The 16165-nt window shown below is 70.2% G+C and carries 18 protein-coding genes; 6 read left to right on the forward strand and 12 right to left on the reverse strand.

Translation table 11 applies throughout. The annotated features are described in order from the left end of the window. Window positions 1–2 precede the first annotated feature (2 nt). From AC2H6A_RS00930 to AC2H6A_RS00940, 3 genes are read left to right on the forward strand one after another with little or no spacing between them, the layout of a single operon-like run. On the forward strand, window positions 3–1052 hold the full coding sequence (locus AC2H6A_RS00930) for a COX15/CtaA family protein (RefSeq protein WP_484271247.1): 1050 nt from the start codon (window positions 3–5) through the stop codon (window positions 1050–1052). Between the two features lie 26 nt (window positions 1053–1078). Beyond that, window positions 1079–1969, forward strand: coding sequence for a heme o synthase (gene cyoE, locus AC2H6A_RS00935; protein ID WP_484271248.1), 891 nt, complete (start codon window positions 1079–1081; stop codon window positions 1967–1969). Window positions 1970–2015: 46 nt separating this feature from the next. Next, window positions 2016–2564: an SCO family protein gene (locus AC2H6A_RS00940; protein ID WP_484271285.1), complete on the forward strand. Its 549-nt coding sequence runs from the start codon at window positions 2016–2018 to the stop codon at window positions 2562–2564. Window positions 2565–2629: 65 nt separating this feature from the next. Here the strand turns inward: AC2H6A_RS00940 and AC2H6A_RS00945 are convergent, their stop codons facing one another. Further along, window positions 2630–3526 carry a DMT family transporter gene (locus AC2H6A_RS00945; protein WP_484271249.1) on the reverse strand — a complete coding sequence of 299 codons (897 nt, stop codon included), beginning with the start codon at window positions 3524–3526 and terminating at the stop codon, window positions 2630–2632. Between the two features lie 126 nt (window positions 3527–3652). On the opposite strand from AC2H6A_RS00945, the gene AC2H6A_RS00950 reads away from it, so the two are divergent. Both AC2H6A_RS00950 and AC2H6A_RS00955 read left to right on the forward strand, forming a co-directional pair. Continuing rightward, window positions 3653–4480, forward strand: coding sequence for a proteasome-type protease (locus AC2H6A_RS00950; protein WP_484271250.1), 828 nt, complete (start codon window positions 3653–3655; stop codon window positions 4478–4480). Between the two features lie 4 nt (window positions 4481–4484). Then, window positions 4485–4913, forward strand: a complete 429-nt coding sequence (locus AC2H6A_RS00955; RefSeq protein ID WP_484271251.1) for a sirohydrochlorin chelatase — start codon at window positions 4485–4487, stop codon at window positions 4911–4913. Here the strand turns inward: AC2H6A_RS00955 and AC2H6A_RS00960 are convergent. Continuing rightward, window positions 4886–5773, reverse strand: coding sequence for a DMT family transporter (locus tag AC2H6A_RS00960; RefSeq protein ID WP_484271252.1), 888 nt, complete (start codon window positions 5771–5773; stop codon window positions 4886–4888). The two genes, AC2H6A_RS00955 and AC2H6A_RS00960, sit on opposite strands and share 28 nt — an antisense overlap. 87 nt (window positions 5774–5860) lie before the next feature. Continuing rightward, window positions 5861–7036 (reverse strand): LLM class flavin-dependent oxidoreductase, encoded by a 1176-nt coding sequence (locus AC2H6A_RS00965; protein ID WP_484271253.1) that lies wholly within the window; start codon window positions 7034–7036, stop codon window positions 5861–5863. 287 nt (window positions 7037–7323) lie between these two features. Between AC2H6A_RS00965 and AC2H6A_RS00970 the strand changes: the two genes are divergently transcribed. Next, window positions 7324–7899, forward strand: coding sequence for an NADPH-dependent FMN reductase (locus tag AC2H6A_RS00970; RefSeq protein ID WP_484271254.1), 576 nt, complete (start codon window positions 7324–7326; stop codon window positions 7897–7899). 24 nt (window positions 7900–7923) lie between these two features. Here AC2H6A_RS00970 and AC2H6A_RS00975 read toward each other — a convergent pair whose 3' ends face one another. From AC2H6A_RS00975 to AC2H6A_RS01015, 9 genes are read right to left on the reverse strand one after another with little or no spacing between them, the layout of a single operon-like run. Continuing rightward, complete coding sequence (locus AC2H6A_RS00975) at window positions 7924–8634, reverse strand: GntR family transcriptional regulator (protein WP_484271255.1); 711 nt, start codon at window positions 8632–8634, stop codon at window positions 7924–7926. 34 nt (window positions 8635–8668) lie between these two features. Further along, window positions 8669–9046, reverse strand: a complete 378-nt coding sequence (gene hpxZ / locus AC2H6A_RS00980; RefSeq protein ID WP_484271256.1) for an oxalurate catabolism protein HpxZ — start codon at window positions 9044–9046, stop codon at window positions 8669–8671. Window positions 9047–9062: 16 nt separating this feature from the next. Next, window positions 9063–10478, reverse strand: a complete 1416-nt coding sequence (locus tag AC2H6A_RS00985; RefSeq protein WP_484271257.1) for an AtzE family amidohydrolase — start codon at window positions 10476–10478, stop codon at window positions 9063–9065. Next, entirely contained in the window at window positions 10475–10669 is a 195-nt protein-coding gene (locus AC2H6A_RS00990) for a DUF4089 domain-containing protein (protein ID WP_484271258.1), read from the reverse strand. The genes AC2H6A_RS00985 and AC2H6A_RS00990 overlap by 4 nt, the downstream gene beginning before the upstream one ends. Further along, entirely contained in the window at window positions 10666–11679 is a 1014-nt protein-coding gene (locus tag AC2H6A_RS00995; protein WP_484271259.1) for an oligopeptide/dipeptide ABC transporter ATP-binding protein, read from the reverse strand. Before AC2H6A_RS00995 ends, AC2H6A_RS00990 begins: the two co-directional genes overlap by 4 nt. Further along, the gene (locus AC2H6A_RS01000) at window positions 11676–12638 is read right to left on the reverse strand and encodes an ABC transporter ATP-binding protein (protein ID WP_484271260.1); all 963 of its coding nucleotides are present in this window, start codon (window positions 12636–12638) and stop codon (window positions 11676–11678) included. The genes AC2H6A_RS00995 and AC2H6A_RS01000 overlap by 4 nt, the downstream gene beginning before the upstream one ends. Further along, complete coding sequence (locus tag AC2H6A_RS01005; RefSeq protein WP_484271261.1) at window positions 12635–13486, reverse strand: ABC transporter permease; 852 nt, start codon at window positions 13484–13486, stop codon at window positions 12635–12637. The genes AC2H6A_RS01000 and AC2H6A_RS01005 overlap by 4 nt, the downstream gene beginning before the upstream one ends. Before the next feature lies 1 nt (window position 13487). After that, entirely contained in the window at window positions 13488–14501 is a 1014-nt protein-coding gene (locus AC2H6A_RS01010) for an ABC transporter permease (RefSeq protein ID WP_484271262.1), read from the reverse strand. A gap of 37 nt (window positions 14502–14538) precedes the next feature. Continuing rightward, window positions 14539–16137 carry an ABC transporter substrate-binding protein gene (locus AC2H6A_RS01015; protein ID WP_484271263.1) on the reverse strand — a complete coding sequence of 533 codons (1599 nt, stop codon included), beginning with the start codon at window positions 16135–16137 and terminating at the stop codon, window positions 14539–14541. Between the last annotated feature and the right edge of the window lie 28 nt (window positions 16138–16165).

Genomic DNA, 16165 nt, shown 5'->3' on the forward strand with positions numbered 1-16165 from the left:
CCATGACGGTCGAATCCTTCACCGACGCAGCCGAGCGCACCCGCCGGGCCCGTGCCAGCCTCTCGCGGGTGCTCGGCTTCGCGGTCGTGCTCACGCTGTGTCTGATCATGCTGGGCGCCTGGGTGCGACTCACCGACGCGGGCCTTGGCTGCCCCGACTGGCCCGGCTGCTACGGCCATCTCACGCCCACGCGCGCCAGCCAGCACATCGCGCAGGCCGTGCAGGACCAGGGCGGCGAACACGGCCCGGTCTCCATGGGCAAGGCCTGGCGCGAGATGATCCACCGCTACATCGCCACCTTCCTCGGCGCGATCATCCTGGGCGTGGCGATCTACAGCGTGTGGCGACGCGCGGCCCTGCGGCAGTCGCCCGCGTTCGCGTTCCTGCTGCTGGGTGTCGTCATGCTGCAGGGCCTGTTCGGCAAGTGGACGGTCACCCTGCTGCTCAAGCCTGCGATCGTCACCGGCCACCTCATCGGCGGCATGCTCACTTTCAGCCTGCTGCTGTGGTTCTGGCTGCGCCAGCAGCCCGCGCCGGCCTGGGTCGATCCCGAGCCGGTGGCCGCTCTGCGCTGGCCGGCGCGTATCGCACTCGCCCTGGTGGCGGGCCAGATCTTCCTGGGGGGCTGGGTCAGCACCAACTACGCGGCACTCGCCTGCACCGACCTCCCCACCTGTCAGGGCGCCTGGTGGCCTACGGTCAACTTCCCGGATGGTTTTCACTTCCTGAGGGAACTCGGCCGCACCGGTGAGGGCGAGTTCCTGCCGATGCCGGCCCTGACCGCGATCCACCTCACCCACCGCATCGGCGCGGTGGTGGTCGCGCTTGGCGTGGGCTGGGTGGGCTGGCGTACCCTGCGTACCCCGGGGGCAGCGCCGCTGGGTGCCGCACTGCTGGCCATGCTGGCGGTGCAATGGGCGCTGGGGCTGTCCAATGTGTGGTTCAGCCTGCCGCTGCCGGTGGCGGTGGCCCACAATGGCGGGGCTGCGGTCCTGCTGGGCCTGACCGTGGTGCTACACTTTCGGGCCCGTCAGGCTCGCCTTCGCGTCTAGCCGCGCGCGCCACACCCCGCTTCGGGATGCACGCCCAGTCTTCCACCGCCCCAGACCTGCGCCGCCTGGCGCTCGACTACCTCGAGCTCACCAAGCCGCGCATCGTGCTGCTCACCGCCTTCTGCGCGCTCATCGGCATGCTGCTGGCCACCGACAGCGCGGTGCCGTGGCCGGTCCTGGTCTTCGGTCTGATCGGCATCTCGCTGCTCGCCGGCAGTGGCTTTGCCTTCAACTGTCTCATCGAGCGCAGCATCGATGCCCGCATGGCGCGCACCCGTGCGCGCCCGCTGGCCCGGGGCGGGGTCAGCGCCACCGGCACGCTGGTGTTCGCGGGCCTGCTCGGCGGGCTGGGTGCCTGGCTGCTCCATGTCTTCGTCAATGACCTCACGCTGTGGCTCACCCTGGCCACCTTCATCGGCTACGCGGTGGTCTACACCGTCATCCTCAAGCCCGCCACGCCGCAGAACATCGTGATCGGCGGTGCCTCGGGTGCCATGCCGCCACTGCTCGGCTGGACCGCCGTGGCCAACGAGGTCGCCGCGCCGGCGCTGGTGCTGTTCCTGATCATCTTCGTCTGGACGCCGCCGCACTTCTGGGCGCTCGCGCTCTATCGGGTGGAGGACTACCGCAAGTCCGGGCTGCCGATGCTGCCGGTCACCCACGGCCCCGAGTTCACGCGGCTGAACATCCTGCTCTACACCGTGCTGCTCATGCCGGTGTCGTTGCTGCCTTTCCTGATCGGCATGAGCGGCTGGCCCTATCTGGTGGCCGCGCTCGCGCTCAGCGGCTACTTCCTGCTGCTCGCCTGGCGGCTCTGGCGCAGCTACTCCGACGCGCTGGCCCGGCGCACTTTCGGCTACTCCATCCAGTACCTTGCCGCGATCTTCGGCGCGCTGCTGCTTGACCACTACCTCTAGCCTGGCGCCGCGCCGCCGCCTTCTGGCGCTGGCCGTGGGTCTGCCGATGCTGCTGGCGGCCTGCCGGCGCGGCAGCCCTGGCTTTGCCGCCACCGATGTCACCGGCGCACCCTTCGGCCGTGAACTGGCGCTCACCGATCACACCGGCAAGCCGCGCACCCTGGCCGATTTCCGCGGTCAGGTGGTGGTGGTGTTCTTCGGTTTCACCCAGTGCCCGGATGTCTGCCCCACCACCCTGGCCGAGATGGCCCAGGCGCTGGCCTCGCTGGGCGACCGCGCCGGCAAGGTCCAGGTGCTGTTCGTGACGCTCGACCCCGAGCGCGACACCCAGGCCCTGCTCGCGCAGTATGTGCCCGCCTTCAATCCGCGCTTCATCGGGCTGCGCGGCAGCCCCGAGGAGATCGACCGCGCCGCGCGCGAGTTCAAGGTCTTCTACCAGAAGGTCAACGGCAGCACCCCGGGCAGCTACAGCATCGATCACACCGCCGGCAGCTATGTGTTCGATCCGGCGGGCCGGCTGCGGCTCTTCGTGAAGCACGCCCAGGGCGTCGCCCCACTCGCGGCCGACATCGGCAAGCTGCTCGACGGCGCCTGAGCCGGGCCTGGCCTCGCCCCGAACCCGGCCAGCCCCGGCTGCCGCCACCCGGTCCGACTGGGCTCTCAGGGATCGCGGCCTTCACGCCAGGCCGCCAGCAGGCTGGCGCCCAGGATCAGCGCGGCCCCGATCAGCGCGCGGTTGCCCGGCATCTCGCCGGCCAGCCAGGCGGCCGAGACCGCGGCAAACACCACCTCGCTCAGCATCACCACCGCGGTCACCCGCGCGGGCAGGCGCGCTGCGCCGAACTGCAGCGCGAGATTGGCCAGCATGAAGGCGGCGGCGAACACGGCCAGCGGCAGCCAGGCCTGGGCATCGGGCCGGGGCAGGGGCACGGGATGCCCCAGCCCGCCGGCAACCAGCGCCACCGTCGCGGGGATGAGCATGCCGCCGGCGAACATCGCGGCAGCGCGCGCGCCCGGGGCGTCATGGGCCTGCCGCCGCAGCAGCACATTGGTCATCGCGAAGCCCACCCCACCGGCCAGGCCCAGCCAGTCGCCGAGCGAAGTGGGCATCGGCAGGCCTGCGCCGGGCTCCCATAGGATGAGCATGGCGCCGGCGAGCGCGAGCAACGCGAGGGCGACCGAGGCCGGCCGCAGCGCCTCGCCCAGCCACCATCGGGCCAGCAGCATCGACCACACCGGCATGAGGTAGAACAGCAGCACTACCCGCACCACCTCGCCGATGCTCACGCCCCAGTTGAAGCAGGCATTGGTCAGACCCGATGACGCAAGCAGGCCGAGCAGCGCGGGCTGGCGCAGCGCCGCCAGGGCGTCACCCGGACGGCGCGCGACGGTGAGCATGAGCGCTGCCCCATAGACCGCGGCGGTGGACCAGAGCGGGTGCAGCCCGTGGGCGTCGAGCCAGCGGAATGGCCACCAGGAGAGGCCCCAGATCAGGGCATTGAGCAGCAGCGCGGCGGCGGCGAGGCGCGGGCTGTCGAGTCGGACGGATGCAGGCATGGGGCGGCGAGGATAACCCGCTGCGGCAGCGTCCCCGCCGATGTCCATCCACACGCGCCCGGGCCCGACCCGTCACGCATAATGCCGGGTAAGCCTCGTCCAGCCGCCATCGTGCGCCCCCATGCCATGACCTACTGCGTTGCCATCAAGCTCAGGGCCGGCCTGGTCTTCCTGTCCGACTCCCGCACCAATGCCGGCCTGGATCAGATCAGCACCTTCCGCAAGATGATCGTCTACGAGCGCCCCGATGACCGCTTCATGGTGCTGCTGTCGGCGGGCAATCTCTCCATCGCCCAGTCGGTGCGCGAGATCCTGCAGGTCGAGGAGCTTCGCGACAACGACCATGCCGAGCCGCTCACCATCTGGAATGCGCGCAGCCTGTTCGATGCGGCGCGCGTGCTCGGCTCGGCGGTGCGTCGGGTGCACGACCGCGACGCGGCGGCGCTCAAGGATGCCGGCGTGGAGTTCAATGTCTCGCTGATCCTGGGAGGCCAGATCCGCGGCGAGGGCATGCGGCTCTACCAGGTCTACTCGGCGGGCAACTTCATCGAGGCCACTCCCGAGACACCCTATTTCCAGATCGGCGAGTCCAAGTACGGCAAGCCGGTGCTCGACCGGGTGATCACCCCCGACACCCCGCTGGCCGAGGCGGCCAAGTGCGCGCTGGTGTCCATGGACTCCACGCTGAAGTCCAACCTCTCGGTGGGCCTGCCGCTCGATCTGGTGGTCTACGAGGCCGACCGCTTCCAGACCGACCGCCTGGTCTGCATCGACGAGAACAATCCCTACTTCCGCATGCTTCACGACAGCTGGGGCCACAAATTGCGCGAGGTCTTCGACAGCATCGAGGATCCGATGTGGAACGGCGGCAGCACCGAGGTGCCCTTGCGGGTGGCCAGCCCGCGCAGCCAGCCGATGCGCAAGATCGGCGGGCCTGACGAGCGGCTGATCTGACATGGTGTCCGAGGCCCCTGGCCCAGCCGCCGCCGCCGCCCTCGCCGCGCCGGTCGATGGCGCCGATGCGCTGATCCTCTTCGCCCACGGCGCCCGCGACCCCGGCTGGCGCGCGCCGGTCGATGCCATGGCGGTGCTGCTCGCCAGCGCCGTGCCCGATGCCAGGGTCTCGGTGGCCTTCCTGGAGTTCATGTCACCCGACCTCCCGCAGGCGATCGACGCAGCGGTGGCCGCCGGCGCGCGCCGTGTGGCGATCGCGCCGCTCTTCTGGGCCGAGGGCGGTCACCTGCGTCAGGAGGTGCCGCCGATGCTGGCGCAGGCCTGCGAGCGGCACCCTGGGCTGCGTCTGGAGCGCTGGCCGGTGATGGGCGCCAGCCCCGAGGTGCTGGCTGCCCTGACCGCGGTCTACGCCGGCCGCTGGCGCGCCGGCTGAACCAGGGTCAGCGCCAGCGAAGCGGCGCAGCAGGCCATGGCGCCGAGCTGCAGCGGGCCGAGCGGCTCGCCGAGCAGCCAGGCCCCCGAGACCATGGCCACCATCGGCACCATGATCACCGACAGCCCGGCAATGTTCGCCGGCAGCAGGGTCACGATCGAGAACCAGCAGACATTGCCCACGCACAGCGGGATCAGGGTGATGTAGGTGATCAGCACGATCGACTGGGTGTTCGGCATGAACCACTGGCGGTCGCCGGTGACCAGCGCGATCGCCATCACCGGCAGCGACACGATCAGCATCTGCCAGCCGGTGAGCACGATCACCGGCACCGGAATCACCCGCCGCTTCAGGATGAGCGTGCCCACCGCCCAGCCCAGGCCGGCGACCAGGCCCAGACCCAGGCCGAGTGGGGCCTGCGCGTAGGCGCCCAGGCTGGGCACCATCAGCAGCACCACCGAGAGCGTGCCCAGGGCCAGGGCCAGCAGCAGCCGGCCGTTCAGGCGCTGGCCGAGCACCGCCCACGACAGGACCGCCGACCACAGCGGCATGGTGTAGCCGAGCACCGCCGACTGGCCCGAGGGGATCATGAGCGCCGAGTAGGTGCTGCAGATGTTCCAGACCACCAGGTAGAAGAAGCTGGCCGCGGCAATGGTCGGCCAGTGCTCGCGCGGAATGCGCATGGGCAGCCCGCGCAGGCGGGCCACCGCGAGCAGGATCAGGCCGGAGGTGGGCGCGGTGATGGACCGGAAGGTCCACACCGAGATCTCCTGCAGGGCCAGCGGAAAGAGCGGCCAGTTGGTGCCCCAGACCAGCGTGAGCACCACCAGCATCACCAGGGCCCGCGGCGGAACGGTCACGGCAGACATGGGGCGGCAGGCTCGCACGCCCCACCGCCCCGGGCAAGCCGGGGCCCGGGGCGGCGGTCCGGTAATGGCCGGCGGGGTTCAGGCCACGCGCTTTGCCTTCTCGTCGGCGAAGCGCTGGGTGGCCGCTTCCACCGCCTTGGCATGCACTTCGGCGAGCGCCGGGCGCGCGGCGCGGGCGCGGGCCGCCGCATCGAGCGTGGACTGCATCTGGCCCTGCCATCGCGGGAACACATGGCGGGCGATCAGGTCGTAGCTCTTGCGGGTGGCGTCGAAGTTGGCCCAGTTGTGGGCCAGCATGAGGTAGGCGCCGAAGCCGCCGTTGGACTGGTTCCAGAGCCGCTCGATCTGGGCATTGACCATGTCGGGGGTGCCGATCGCGCCGAAGCCCGAGTCGTTCACGAAGGAGATCATCTCCTTCACGTTGCTGCCGGGCACCGCCATCTGCGGGAAGGCCGCCACGGCCTGGAAGTAGTCGAACCACTGCTCCATGCCGTACTCCACATCGCGGTAGGCCTGCTCCATGGTCTCGGCGCAGTGGACCATGCCCACGAGGCGCCACTTGTTGCGGTCGACCCGGGTCTTGTGGTGGCGGGCCTGCTCCTCCATCACATCCCAGTGCAGCGCCAGGGCATCGAAGCCGGCGGCAGTGGTGGCGCCGATCGACAGCAGACCCACGCCGTGCATGCCGGCGAGCTTCGGGCCGGTGGGCGAGGCCACCGCCGGCACTGCGATGTCGAACAGCGGGTTGGAGTAGGGCCGCAGGTGCAGCCGCGCGTCGTTGAGCTCCCAGCGGTCGTTCCTGAAGTTCACCGGCTCGTCGCTGGTCAGCAGCTTCATGATGATGCCCAGGCCGTCTTCGAGCAGACCGCGTGTCTGCGCCTGCGAGATGCCGATCATGATGCCGTCGCTGGGCAGCGAGCCCGGGCCCACGCCGAGCATGACGCGACCGCGGGTGAGGTGATCGAGCTGCACGATGCGTTCGGCCACCCACAGCGGGTTGTGGTACGACACGCTGACCACGCCGGTGCCGAGCCGGATGTGGCGGGTGCGCTGCGAGGCCACCGCCATGAGGATCTCGGGCGAGGCGCTGATCTCGGAGCCGGCCGAGTGGTGCTCGCCGCACCAGGCCTCGTCATAGCCGCATCGGTCGAGCCACTGGATGAGCTCGAGATCCTGCTCCAGCGCCAGGGTGGGGTTGATGCCGGGTTTGTGGAAGGGGGCCAGGAAGATGCCGAAACGCATGCGGTGTCCCATGATGTCTCCTTGTTGTGGTGGCCTTCGCCGTGATGGGGCGGCGAGGCTCCGGTTGGCACGGTGGCCAGCTGGAACCACGATTTCTACGCCTTGCCCCGACGACCTGTCCATCACACGGGTCGGTGGCGTCCCCGGCCTGCGGGCCGGGCCCGGGGCAAAGTGGAATCGACCCGCCTGTCGGCTCCGGGGCGTGGTCCGGCCCTTGATAGACTCGGGCGTTCCGGCGTCCTGCTTCACGCTTCAAGCACCGCGGCGCCGTCCCCTCCCCCCACTCCAGAGCGCCCTCCATGCAATCGCGTCCGTTCATCGTCGGCATCGGCGGCACCACCCGCAGCGGGTCCACCTCCGAGCGTGCGCTGGCCGTGGCGCTGGCCCGCGCCCAGACGCTGGGCTGCGACACCCAGGCCTTCGGTGCCGGCGACATGCCCAGCGAACCCTACGATCCGGCCGCGCCCGGGCGCAGTCCGCAGGCTCAGGCCATGGTCGAGGCGCTGCGCCGGGCCGACGGCGTGATCATCGCCACGCCGGCCTACCACGGCGGCATCTCGGGCCTGGTCAAGAACGCGATCGACTTCACCGAAGACATGCGCGCCGATCCCCGCGTCTACCTCGAGGGGCGCGCCGTGGGGTGCATCGTGTGCGCCGAAGGCGCGCAGGCCATGGGCACCACCATGGTGTCGCTGCGCGCGATCGTGCACGCGCTGCGCGGTTGGCCCACGCCCTACGGCGCGGCCATCGCCTCGAGCACCAAGCCCTTCGGCGGGCCTGACCGCCAGCCCGATCCGGCCGCGATCAAGGCCTGCGAGACCGTGGGGGAAGAGGTGGCGCGTTTCGCGCTGATGAGCCTGGCCACGCGCGGCTGACGCACAGGCCGCGCGCTGGCGCGCTCAGGCGCGCGAGCCGCGCTTGGCGAGGTACAGGTTGTGCAGCGTCAGCTTGCGCACCTCCGACTTGCTCGCCTCGATGTGGCTGCGCAGCAGCAGCACCGCCTGCTCGGGCCGGCGGCGCAGCAGCGCCTGCAGGATCTTGGCGTGCTCGTCGTAGGTGGAGTGGATGCGCTCCGGCTGGGTGAAATCCAGCCGGCGCACGATGCGGATGCGCTCGGTGACATCGTGGTGGACGCGAGCGAGCTCCGGGTTGCCGGCGGCCGCCACCAGCGCGGCGTGGAACTCCTCGTCACGCCGTGACACCAGACGGCCATCGGTCTTGCGTTCCTCGCGGGGCACGCCCCAGAAGGCCTGCAGGGCATCGAGGCGGCTGCGATCTGCCTTGCCCGGCGCGGCCTCGCACAGCCGCTGGGCGGCCGTGGTCTCGAGCACCACGCGCAGGTCGTAGAGATGCTCGAACATCTCGAAGTCGAAGGGCTGCACCTGCCAGCCCGATCGGAAGTGCACCTGCACCAGCCGTTCGCGCTGCAGGCGGAAGAGCGCCTGGCGCACCGGCGTGCGCGACACGCCCAGGCGCGTGGCCACCTCGTTCTCGGTGAAACGATCGCCCGGCACCAGCCGGAACTCGGCGATATCGTCCTTCACGCGCTGGTAGACGGTGTCGGCGAGCGAGGCGTGCAGCGGCGCGGTGGTGGAGTCGTTGGCGCCCATGACCGGTCTGCGAGGGACGTGGCCCGTCCGGTGATCAGCCAGCCATCAGGCTGACATGGGCAGCCACCACCCGCCAGCCCTCGGGCATGCGCGCCCAGGTCTGGCTCTGGCGCCCGGTGCGGGCCGCCCCCTCGCGCCGGAACTCGATGTTGGCGGTGGCGTAGTCGGTGCCGTAGGTGGTGATCACCGTGCGCAGCACCTCGCGGGCCAGGCCCACCGCCGGCCGTCCGGCGCGAAAGGCCTGGATCTCGCCGTAGCCGTAGAGGTTCTCGGCCACGCCGTAGCGCAGGGTGTGCGGGCTGTTCCAGAAGAGTTCGTCGAGCACCGCGACATCGTTGGTCACCAGCGCCTGCTCATAGCGGGCAAAGACGGCGCTCACCTCGGCAAGCACATCGGGCAGGTTGATCTGCATGGCATCGGCTCCAGGCTCAGGCGGAAGTCGGGACGGCGGGCACGCGGCACACGCCGGCGCGCACCAGCGCCGACGCCACCCGGACGGCATCGCGTTCGCGCCAGGGCGCGGCGATGATCTGGATCGACATCGGCAACTCGCCCTCGACCGGCACGGGCGCGGCCAGCACCGGCAGGCCGATGCACGACACCGGCTGGGTGAGGATGCCCATGCTGGCGCGAGCGGGCAGGGTCATGCCGTTGATGGTGACGGTTTCGCTGCCGATCGGTGGTGCGGGCAACGGCGTGACCGGCGCGAGGAAGATATCGGCGCTGGCGAACTGTTCGGCCACCGCCCGGGCGTAGCGGGCGCGCACCCGCTGGGCGCGGTTGTACCAGGCGGCGGGCATCAGGCTGCCGGCGATGAACCGGTCGCGCGACAGCGGCTCGTAGTCGTCATAGCGCTCGCGCAGACCGGGCAGATGCAGCGCGCCACCCTCGCTGCTGGTGATCACGAAGGCCGCCGCGCGACCGGCCGAGGCCATCGGCCACTCGACACGCTGGCTCACGCCCAGGGCCTCGCAGGCAAGGTCGAGCGAGGCCCGGGCCACCGGTCCGGCGAACTGCTCGAAGTGACCGGCCAGGCGTGCGATGCGCAGCCCGCCCACGCCCTCGTCGAGCGCGTCGCTCACCGGCTCCAGCGGCCGCTGGGCGCAGGCCGGATCGGCCGGGTCGGGCCCTTGCATCAGGTCGTAGCACAGGGCGAGGTCGGCCAGCGTGCCGGCGAAGGGGCCGAGATGGTCGAGACTGGCCACGAAGGGGAAGCTGCCATGGCGCGAGAGCCGGCCATAGGTGGGCTTCAGGCCGAAGACGCCGCACAGCGAGGCCGGCACCCGGATCGAGCCATTGGTGTCGCTGCCAAGGGTGAGCGGGACCAGGCCGTCGGCCACCGCCACCGCCGAGCCGCCCGAGGAGCCGCCGGCCAGCCGGCTGCGGTCGTGCGGGTTGCGGCAGGGGCCGACATGGCTGTTTTCGGTGGTGAAGCCGTAGGCGAACTCGTCCATGTTGAGCGCGCCCACCAGGATGGCGCCGGCCGCAGTGAGCCGCCTGATCAGGCTGGCATCCGTCCCGGCCGGCGGCAGCGAAGCGTTCACCTTGGAGCCGGCCAGGGTGACCTCGCCGGCGATGTCGAACAGGTTCTTCACCGCGAAGGGCACGCCGGCCAGCGGCGGCAGCACCTGTCCGGCGGCGCGCCGGGCGTCGAGCGCCCGCGCCTGCGCGCGTGCGCGCTCGGCGGTGACCAGGGTGAAGGCGTTGCCGAGATGCCCGCGGGCGGCGATGCCGGCCAGGGTCTGCTCGATGAGCGCGGTGGCGCTCAGGCTGCCCTCGCGCACCTGGCGGGCGAGCGAGAGCGCATCGCCGATCGGCGTGGCGCCGCTGATGGCCGCGCTCATGCCGGCGATACCGGGGTGAAGACCGGCGCCATCTCGTCCTCGGGGCCGAGCGGCAGGTCCAGGAAACCGGCGGCGATCGTGGCGCCAAGCGTGAACTGGCGCAGCACCTCGTCTCGGGCGGCTTCGCTCAGCTGGTAGCCGTGCAGGGCGAGCGCGGCGTCGACGTAGCGGGGAATCTCGGCAGGCTTCATGTGGCGCTCTCCGGGGCGAGGTTGACGAGCGGGAAATGGCAGGCGGCTTCACGACCCGGTGCAAGGGTGCTCAGGCTGGGGCTGAGCTCCGAACAGCGCGGGCGGGCCTGCGGGCAGCGCGAGGCGTAGCGGCATTGTCGCGGATCGGGGTCGATCGGGCTGGTGGGCTCGCCGGCCGGCAGCGCCACGGCCGGTGCGGGCTGGCCCAGGCGCGGCAGCGCATCGACCAGCAGTCGGGTGTAGGGATGGGCGGGGTTGGCGAAGACCTCGGCGGCAGGGCCGCGCTCGACGATCCGGCCGAGGTACATCACCAGCACCTCGTCGCACATCAGCCGCACCACATTCAGATCGTGCGAGACGAACAGATAGGCGAGGCCGTGGCGCTGGCGCAGCTCGGCGAGCAGCTCCAGCACGATCGCCTGCACCGACACATCGAGTGCCGCGGTGGGCTCGTCGAGGATGAGCAGACGCGGGCGCACCGCCACCGCGCGGGCGATGTTCACGCGCGCCTTCTGGCCGCCGGAGAGCTGGTGCGGGAAGCGCCCGAGCAGTTCGGCGGGCAGGCCGACGTCGCTGGCGGCCGCCTTCACGCGGGCCTCCAGCCCGGCGCTGTCGCGCACACCCTCGAGCAGACGCAGCGGTTCGGCGATGCTGTCGAAGGCGGTGTAACGCGGATTGAGCGATTCGGTGGGGTCCTGGAACACCACCTGCAGCTCGCGCCGGCGCGGGTGACGGGCAAAGCGCGCGGCGGGTACGGCGGCGAGGTCCTCGCCGTCGAAGGCGATCTCGCCCTCGGTGGCGTCGAGCAGCCTGGCGATCAGGCGCACCAGCGTCGACTTGCCGCAGCCTGACTCACCCACGAGGCCCACGCTGCGGCCGGGCGCGATGCTCAGGCTGACATCGTCGACCGCGTGCAGGAAGGAGGGCGCGGCCCGCGACAGGACGCCGCGGCGCATCGCGAAGCGCCGTGACAGGTGCGAGACGGCCAGCAACGGGGCGGGTCCGGTCATGTCGGGAAGTGGCAGGCCACCACCGACTCGCCCTCGGCGACCTGCGGCGGGGGCGTGGTGTGGCAAAGCGGCGTGGCCTGCGCGCAGCGGTGGGCGAAGCGGCAGGCCGGGATGTCGGTCGATCGCAGATCGGGTAGCGAGCCCGGGATGGCCTGCAGGTCGGCGAGCGACGCGGCGCTGGCCGGCACCGAGCGGATCAGCGCCCGGGTGTAGGGATGGCGTGGCGCGGTGAACAGCGTGCGGGTGGGCGCCACCTCGACGATGTGTCCGGCGTGCATCACGGCGATGCGGTCGCAGTTCTCGCTTGCCAGGGCGAGGTCGTGGGTGATCAGCACCGTGGCCATCTGACGGTCGGCCGCCGCATCGCGCAGCAGCTGCATGATGGCCGCCTGGGTGGTGACATCCAGGCCGGTGGTCGGTTCGTCGGCGATCAGCAGCGCCGGGTTCGAGGCCAGCGCCATCGCGATCATCACGCGCTGGCACTGGCCGCCCGACATCTCGAAGGGATAGGCCCGCGCCCGGCGCTGCGGGTCGGGAATGCGCACCGCCTGCAGCATGGCCACGGCGCGCGCCTCGCGTTCGCGGGCGAGCGTGGTGGTGTGGCGCACCAGCACATCGCCGATCTGCCCGCCCACCCGGCGAATGGGGTTCAGCGCCACCCGCGGGTTCTGGAAGATCATGGCGATCTCGCGGCCGCGGATGTCGGCCATCTGGCGCTCGCCAAGCGAGAGCAGGTCGATGCCGCCGAAGCGGATCGAGCCGGCGGTGATGCGCGCCGCCGGATCCTGGATGCCCAGGACCGCGTAGGAGAGCACCGACTTGCCCGAGCCGCTCTCGCCGACCAGGCCGAGGGTCTCGCCCTTGTCCAGGGAAAGTGTGATGCCCTGCAGCGCCGAGACCGTGCCGCTGCGGGTGCGGAACTCCAGCGAGAGTCCCTCGATGCGAAGCAGTTCGCTCATGTGCGCCTGCGCGGGTCGATGATGTCGCGCAGCCCGTCGCCGAGCAGGTTGAAGCAGAACACCGCCAGCATCAGCACCGCGCCGGGAAAGAGCGCCACCCACCACTCGCCGCTCACGATGTACTGCGCGCCCTCGGCAACCATGATTCCCCACTCCGGCGCCGGCGGACGCACCCCAAGGCCGATGAACGACAGGCCGGCGCAGTTGAGGATGGCCAGGCCCATGTTCAGCGAGATCTGCACCATCGCCGGCGGCAGGATGTTGGGCAGCATGTGCACGAGGAGCACCCGCGCATCGCTGTTGCCGGTGACGCGCGCGGCCTCGATGAAGCCGGCGTCGCGGCGCACATTGGTTTCGGCCCGCGCCACCCGCAGGTAGAAGGGCAGGTTGATGATCGCGGTGGCGATCACGATGTTGGCCACCGTGTTGCCCAGCGCCGCCACGATGCCCATGGCCAGCACGAACAGCGGGAAGGCCATGATGGTGTCCACCAGCCGGCCGATCGCGCGGTCGAACCAGCCGCCGTAGTAGCCGGCGACCATGCCGAGCAGGATGCCGGTGACCGATGACAGCGCCACCGCCGAGAGCGCGATGCCGAAGTCCACCCGGGCCGCGGCCATGACCCGCGAGAGCACATCGCGGCCCAGCGCATCGGTGCCGAACCAGTGCCGCGCCGAGGGCGGCTGCATGGCCACCGCGGCGTTGGTGGCCAGCGGGTCGTAGGGCGCGAGCCAGGGGCCGGCGATCGCCATCAGCACGAACAGCGCGAACAGGCCGAACGCGCCGGCAGTGACCGGGTTTTCGCCCACCACATAGCGGGCATGGGCCAGGGTGCCTGCGCTCGCCATCTCAGCCCGCCACCGAGACACGCGGGTCGATCGCCAGGTAGAGCAGGTCGATCACCAGGTTGAGGGCCACATAGAGGATGGCCATGGTGAGCACGAAGCCCTGCACTGGCGCGTAGTCGCTGGCCACCAGCGACTCGATCGCGAACGAGCCGATGCCCGGCCAGGCGAAGACCTTCTCGACCAGCACATTGGCGCCGAGCATGAAGGAGAAGACCATGCCGATCGTGGTGAGCACCGGCAGGAAGGCATTGCGGAAGGCATAGCCGTAGAGCACCCGCGCCCGTGACAGGCCCATGGCGCGGGCGGTGCGCACGAAGTCGGCCGACAGCACGCCGAGCATCGAGGCGCGGGTCATGCGCGCCACCGGCGCCATCACGAACAGGGCCAGGGTGATGGCCGGCAGGATCAGCTGGCGCAGGCTCGACCAGAAGGCCTCGCCGCTGCCGGCCAGCAGGCTGTCGATCAGGTAGAAGCCGGTGACGGTGGCCGGCGCGCTCACATAGGGGTCGATGCGGCCCAGCGGCGAGGGCGCCCAGCCGAGCAGGAAGTAGAAGACGAAGGACAGCAGCAGGCCGGTGAAGAACACCGGCAGCGACACGCCGGCGGTGGTCACCAGGCGGCAGAGCTGATCCACCCAGGAGCCAGGCCGGGTGGCGGCCAGCACGCCCAGGGGGATCGACACCGAGAGCGAGAGCACCAGCGCCACCAGGGTGAGTTCCAGCGAGGCCGGCAGCCGGGTGGCGATCTCGACCGCCACCGGCTGGCCGGTGTTCAGCGACTGCCCCCAGTCGCCGGTGGCCAGCTCCTTCACATAGCGCACGAACTGCGTGGCCAGCGGCTGGTTCAGGCCGAGCTTGGCGCGGATCTGCTCGACCGCCTCGACGCTGGCGGCGTTGCCGGCGAAGTAGGCCGCCGGGTCGCCGGGCAGCAGCCTGGTGAGCGCGAAGGTCACCACCACGATGCCCGCCAGGGTGGGCACCGAGAGCAGCAGCCGCTTCAGGATGATCGCGAGCATGATGGGGCGACGGGGCGTGCCGGTGATCCGACGCCGATCAGTTCTTCACGATCTGACGGTAGTCGGGCTGCAGGTGGAACCAGTAGGTGAAGCCGCTGATGTTCTTCTGCATGGCCACATCCTGGGTGGGCTGGAACAGCGGCACTCGCGGAACATCGACATAGGCCTTGCGGATCATCGCCTTGACCTGGTCGTCGTAGATGGCCTTGCTCTCGGCGAAGCGGGCATTGGTGATGAACTTGTCCATCTCCGCGTCCTGGTAGGACATGGTGTTGAACACCGCGTTCTGGCCGTGATAGCACCAGAAGAAGAAGTACTCCGGGTAGTTCAGCCAGCCGCCGAAGCGGTTGATCATCAGCGGCATGTCCTTCTTCAGCAGGGCCGCGCGCCAGTTCGCGCCCGGCACCTTGTTGATGGTGGTCTTGATGCCGATCTGCGCGAGCGCCTCCTGCACCAGGATCGACATCGGCTCGCCCACCGTCGCGCCGCCGAGGTCGAAGGACAGCGTGGTCTCGAAGCCGTTGGGAAAGCCTGCTTCGGCCATCAGCGCCTTGGCCTTGGCGATGTCGGTCTTGTAGCCGGTGGGCTGGGGCCAGGCGATGGTCTTCACATCGTTGCTGGCGGCGCCGTAGAGCTTCACCCCGCGACCATAGATGGCGGTCTCCCACATCTTGTCGTAGGGCAGGGCCCAGGCCACGGCCTGGCGCACCTTGACGTTGTTGAAGGGCGGCTTGGTCACATTCATCCCGAGGTAGAACAGGGCGTTCTCGATTGGGAACGAGGCGACCTTCACCTTGGCAGTGTCGGCAGCCAGTTCGCCGAAGTCCTTGGGCGGCATGTCGTAGGTCATGTCGATGTCACCGCGCAGCAGCAGCGCGCGGCGGTTGCCCGCCGAAGGCACATCGCGCTGGATGATCCGCTTCACCTTGGGCAGCGGGCCGTTCTTCCAGTCGTCATTGCGCACATAGATGATCTCCTGGCCGGGCTTGTAGCTCTCCACCTTGTAGGCGCCGCCGCCGGCGGTGTTGGTCTTGAGCCAGGTGGCTGCCCAGGGGTCGTCGGCGGTGGCGTGCTTCTTGGCCAGGGTGGCGTTGTAGATGGAGGCCACCGGCACCGCCATGTTCGGCATGGACATCTTGTCGGGGCGCAGGAACTTCACCCGGAAGGTGGTGTCGTTCACCACCTCGAACTGCTCGGGCTTTTCCAGCGAGCCGGCGCGCATCTGGAACTGCGGGAAGCCGCCCATGGCGAGCGCGCGGTCGTAGCTCCATTTCACATCGGCCGCGGTGACCGGCGAGCCGTCATGGAACTTCGCGCCCTTGCGCAGGTAGAAGGTGACGCCGGAGCCGTCCTTGGCCACTTCCCAGCGCTCGGCCAGTTCCGGCTCGAGTTTGGCGTAATCGTAGGTGACCGTGCCGTTGGGCAGGGTCTTGCGGCCATAAGTCATCAGCCGGTCGTAGGCGATCCAGGCCACGCCATAGGCAGGCCGGTTCGCGCCCACGCCGTGGATGTCCAGCATGTTGGGGCCGAACTCGTTGGCCACCACCAGGGTTTCCTTGCGCGCGTCCTGGGCGGGCGCCGCGCCCGCCAGCATCAGGCCGGCGGCCAGGAAGGCGGAGACGATCAATGGTTTCATGAGGACCTCTCGATCAGGGTTGCAAAGA

The sequence above is a fragment of the Quisquiliibacterium sp. genome (genome assembly GCF_982640115.1).

Coding starts and splice junctions, on each gene's coding strand:
- AC2H6A_RS00930 (WP_484271247.1), top strand. CDS start 3: ATGACGGTCGAATCCTTCACCGACGCAGCCGAGCGCACCCGCCGGGCC.
- cyoE (WP_484271248.1), top strand. CDS start 1,079: ATGCACGCCCAGTCTTCCACCGCCCCAGACCTGCGCCGCCTGGCGCTC.
- AC2H6A_RS00940 (WP_484271285.1), top strand. CDS start 2,016: ATGCTGCTGGCGGCCTGCCGGCGCGGCAGCCCTGGCTTTGCCGCCACC.
- AC2H6A_RS00945 (WP_484271249.1), bottom strand. CDS start 3,526: ATGCCTGCATCCGTCCGACTCGACAGCCCGCGCCTCGCCGCCGCCGCG.
- AC2H6A_RS00950 (WP_484271250.1), top strand. CDS start 3,653: ATGACCTACTGCGTTGCCATCAAGCTCAGGGCCGGCCTGGTCTTCCTG.
- AC2H6A_RS00965 (WP_484271253.1), bottom strand. CDS start 7,036: ATGGGACACCGCATGCGTTTCGGCATCTTCCTGGCCCCCTTCCACAAA.
- AC2H6A_RS00970 (WP_484271254.1), top strand. CDS start 7,324: ATGCAATCGCGTCCGTTCATCGTCGGCATCGGCGGCACCACCCGCAGC.
- AC2H6A_RS00975 (WP_484271255.1), bottom strand. CDS start 8,634: ATGGGCGCCAACGACTCCACCACCGCGCCGCTGCACGCCTCGCTCGCC.
- hpxZ (WP_484271256.1), bottom strand. CDS start 9,046: ATGCAGATCAACCTGCCCGATGTGCTTGCCGAGGTGAGCGCCGTCTTT.
- AC2H6A_RS00985 (WP_484271257.1), bottom strand. CDS start 10,478: ATGAGCGCGGCCATCAGCGGCGCCACGCCGATCGGCGATGCGCTCTCG.
- AC2H6A_RS00990 (WP_484271258.1), bottom strand. CDS start 10,669: ATGAAGCCTGCCGAGATTCCCCGCTACGTCGACGCCGCGCTCGCCCTG.
- AC2H6A_RS00995 (WP_484271259.1), bottom strand. CDS start 11,679: ATGACCGGACCCGCCCCGTTGCTGGCCGTCTCGCACCTGTCACGGCGC.
- AC2H6A_RS01000 (WP_484271260.1), bottom strand. CDS start 12,638: ATGAGCGAACTGCTTCGCATCGAGGGACTCTCGCTGGAGTTCCGCACC.
- AC2H6A_RS01005 (WP_484271261.1), bottom strand. CDS start 13,486: ATGGCGAGCGCAGGCACCCTGGCCCATGCCCGCTATGTGGTGGGCGAA.
- AC2H6A_RS01010 (WP_484271262.1), bottom strand. CDS start 14,501: ATGCTCGCGATCATCCTGAAGCGGCTGCTGCTCTCGGTGCCCACCCTG.
- AC2H6A_RS01015 (WP_484271263.1), bottom strand. CDS start 16,137: ATGAAACCATTGATCGTCTCCGCCTTCCTGGCCGCCGGCCTGATGCTG.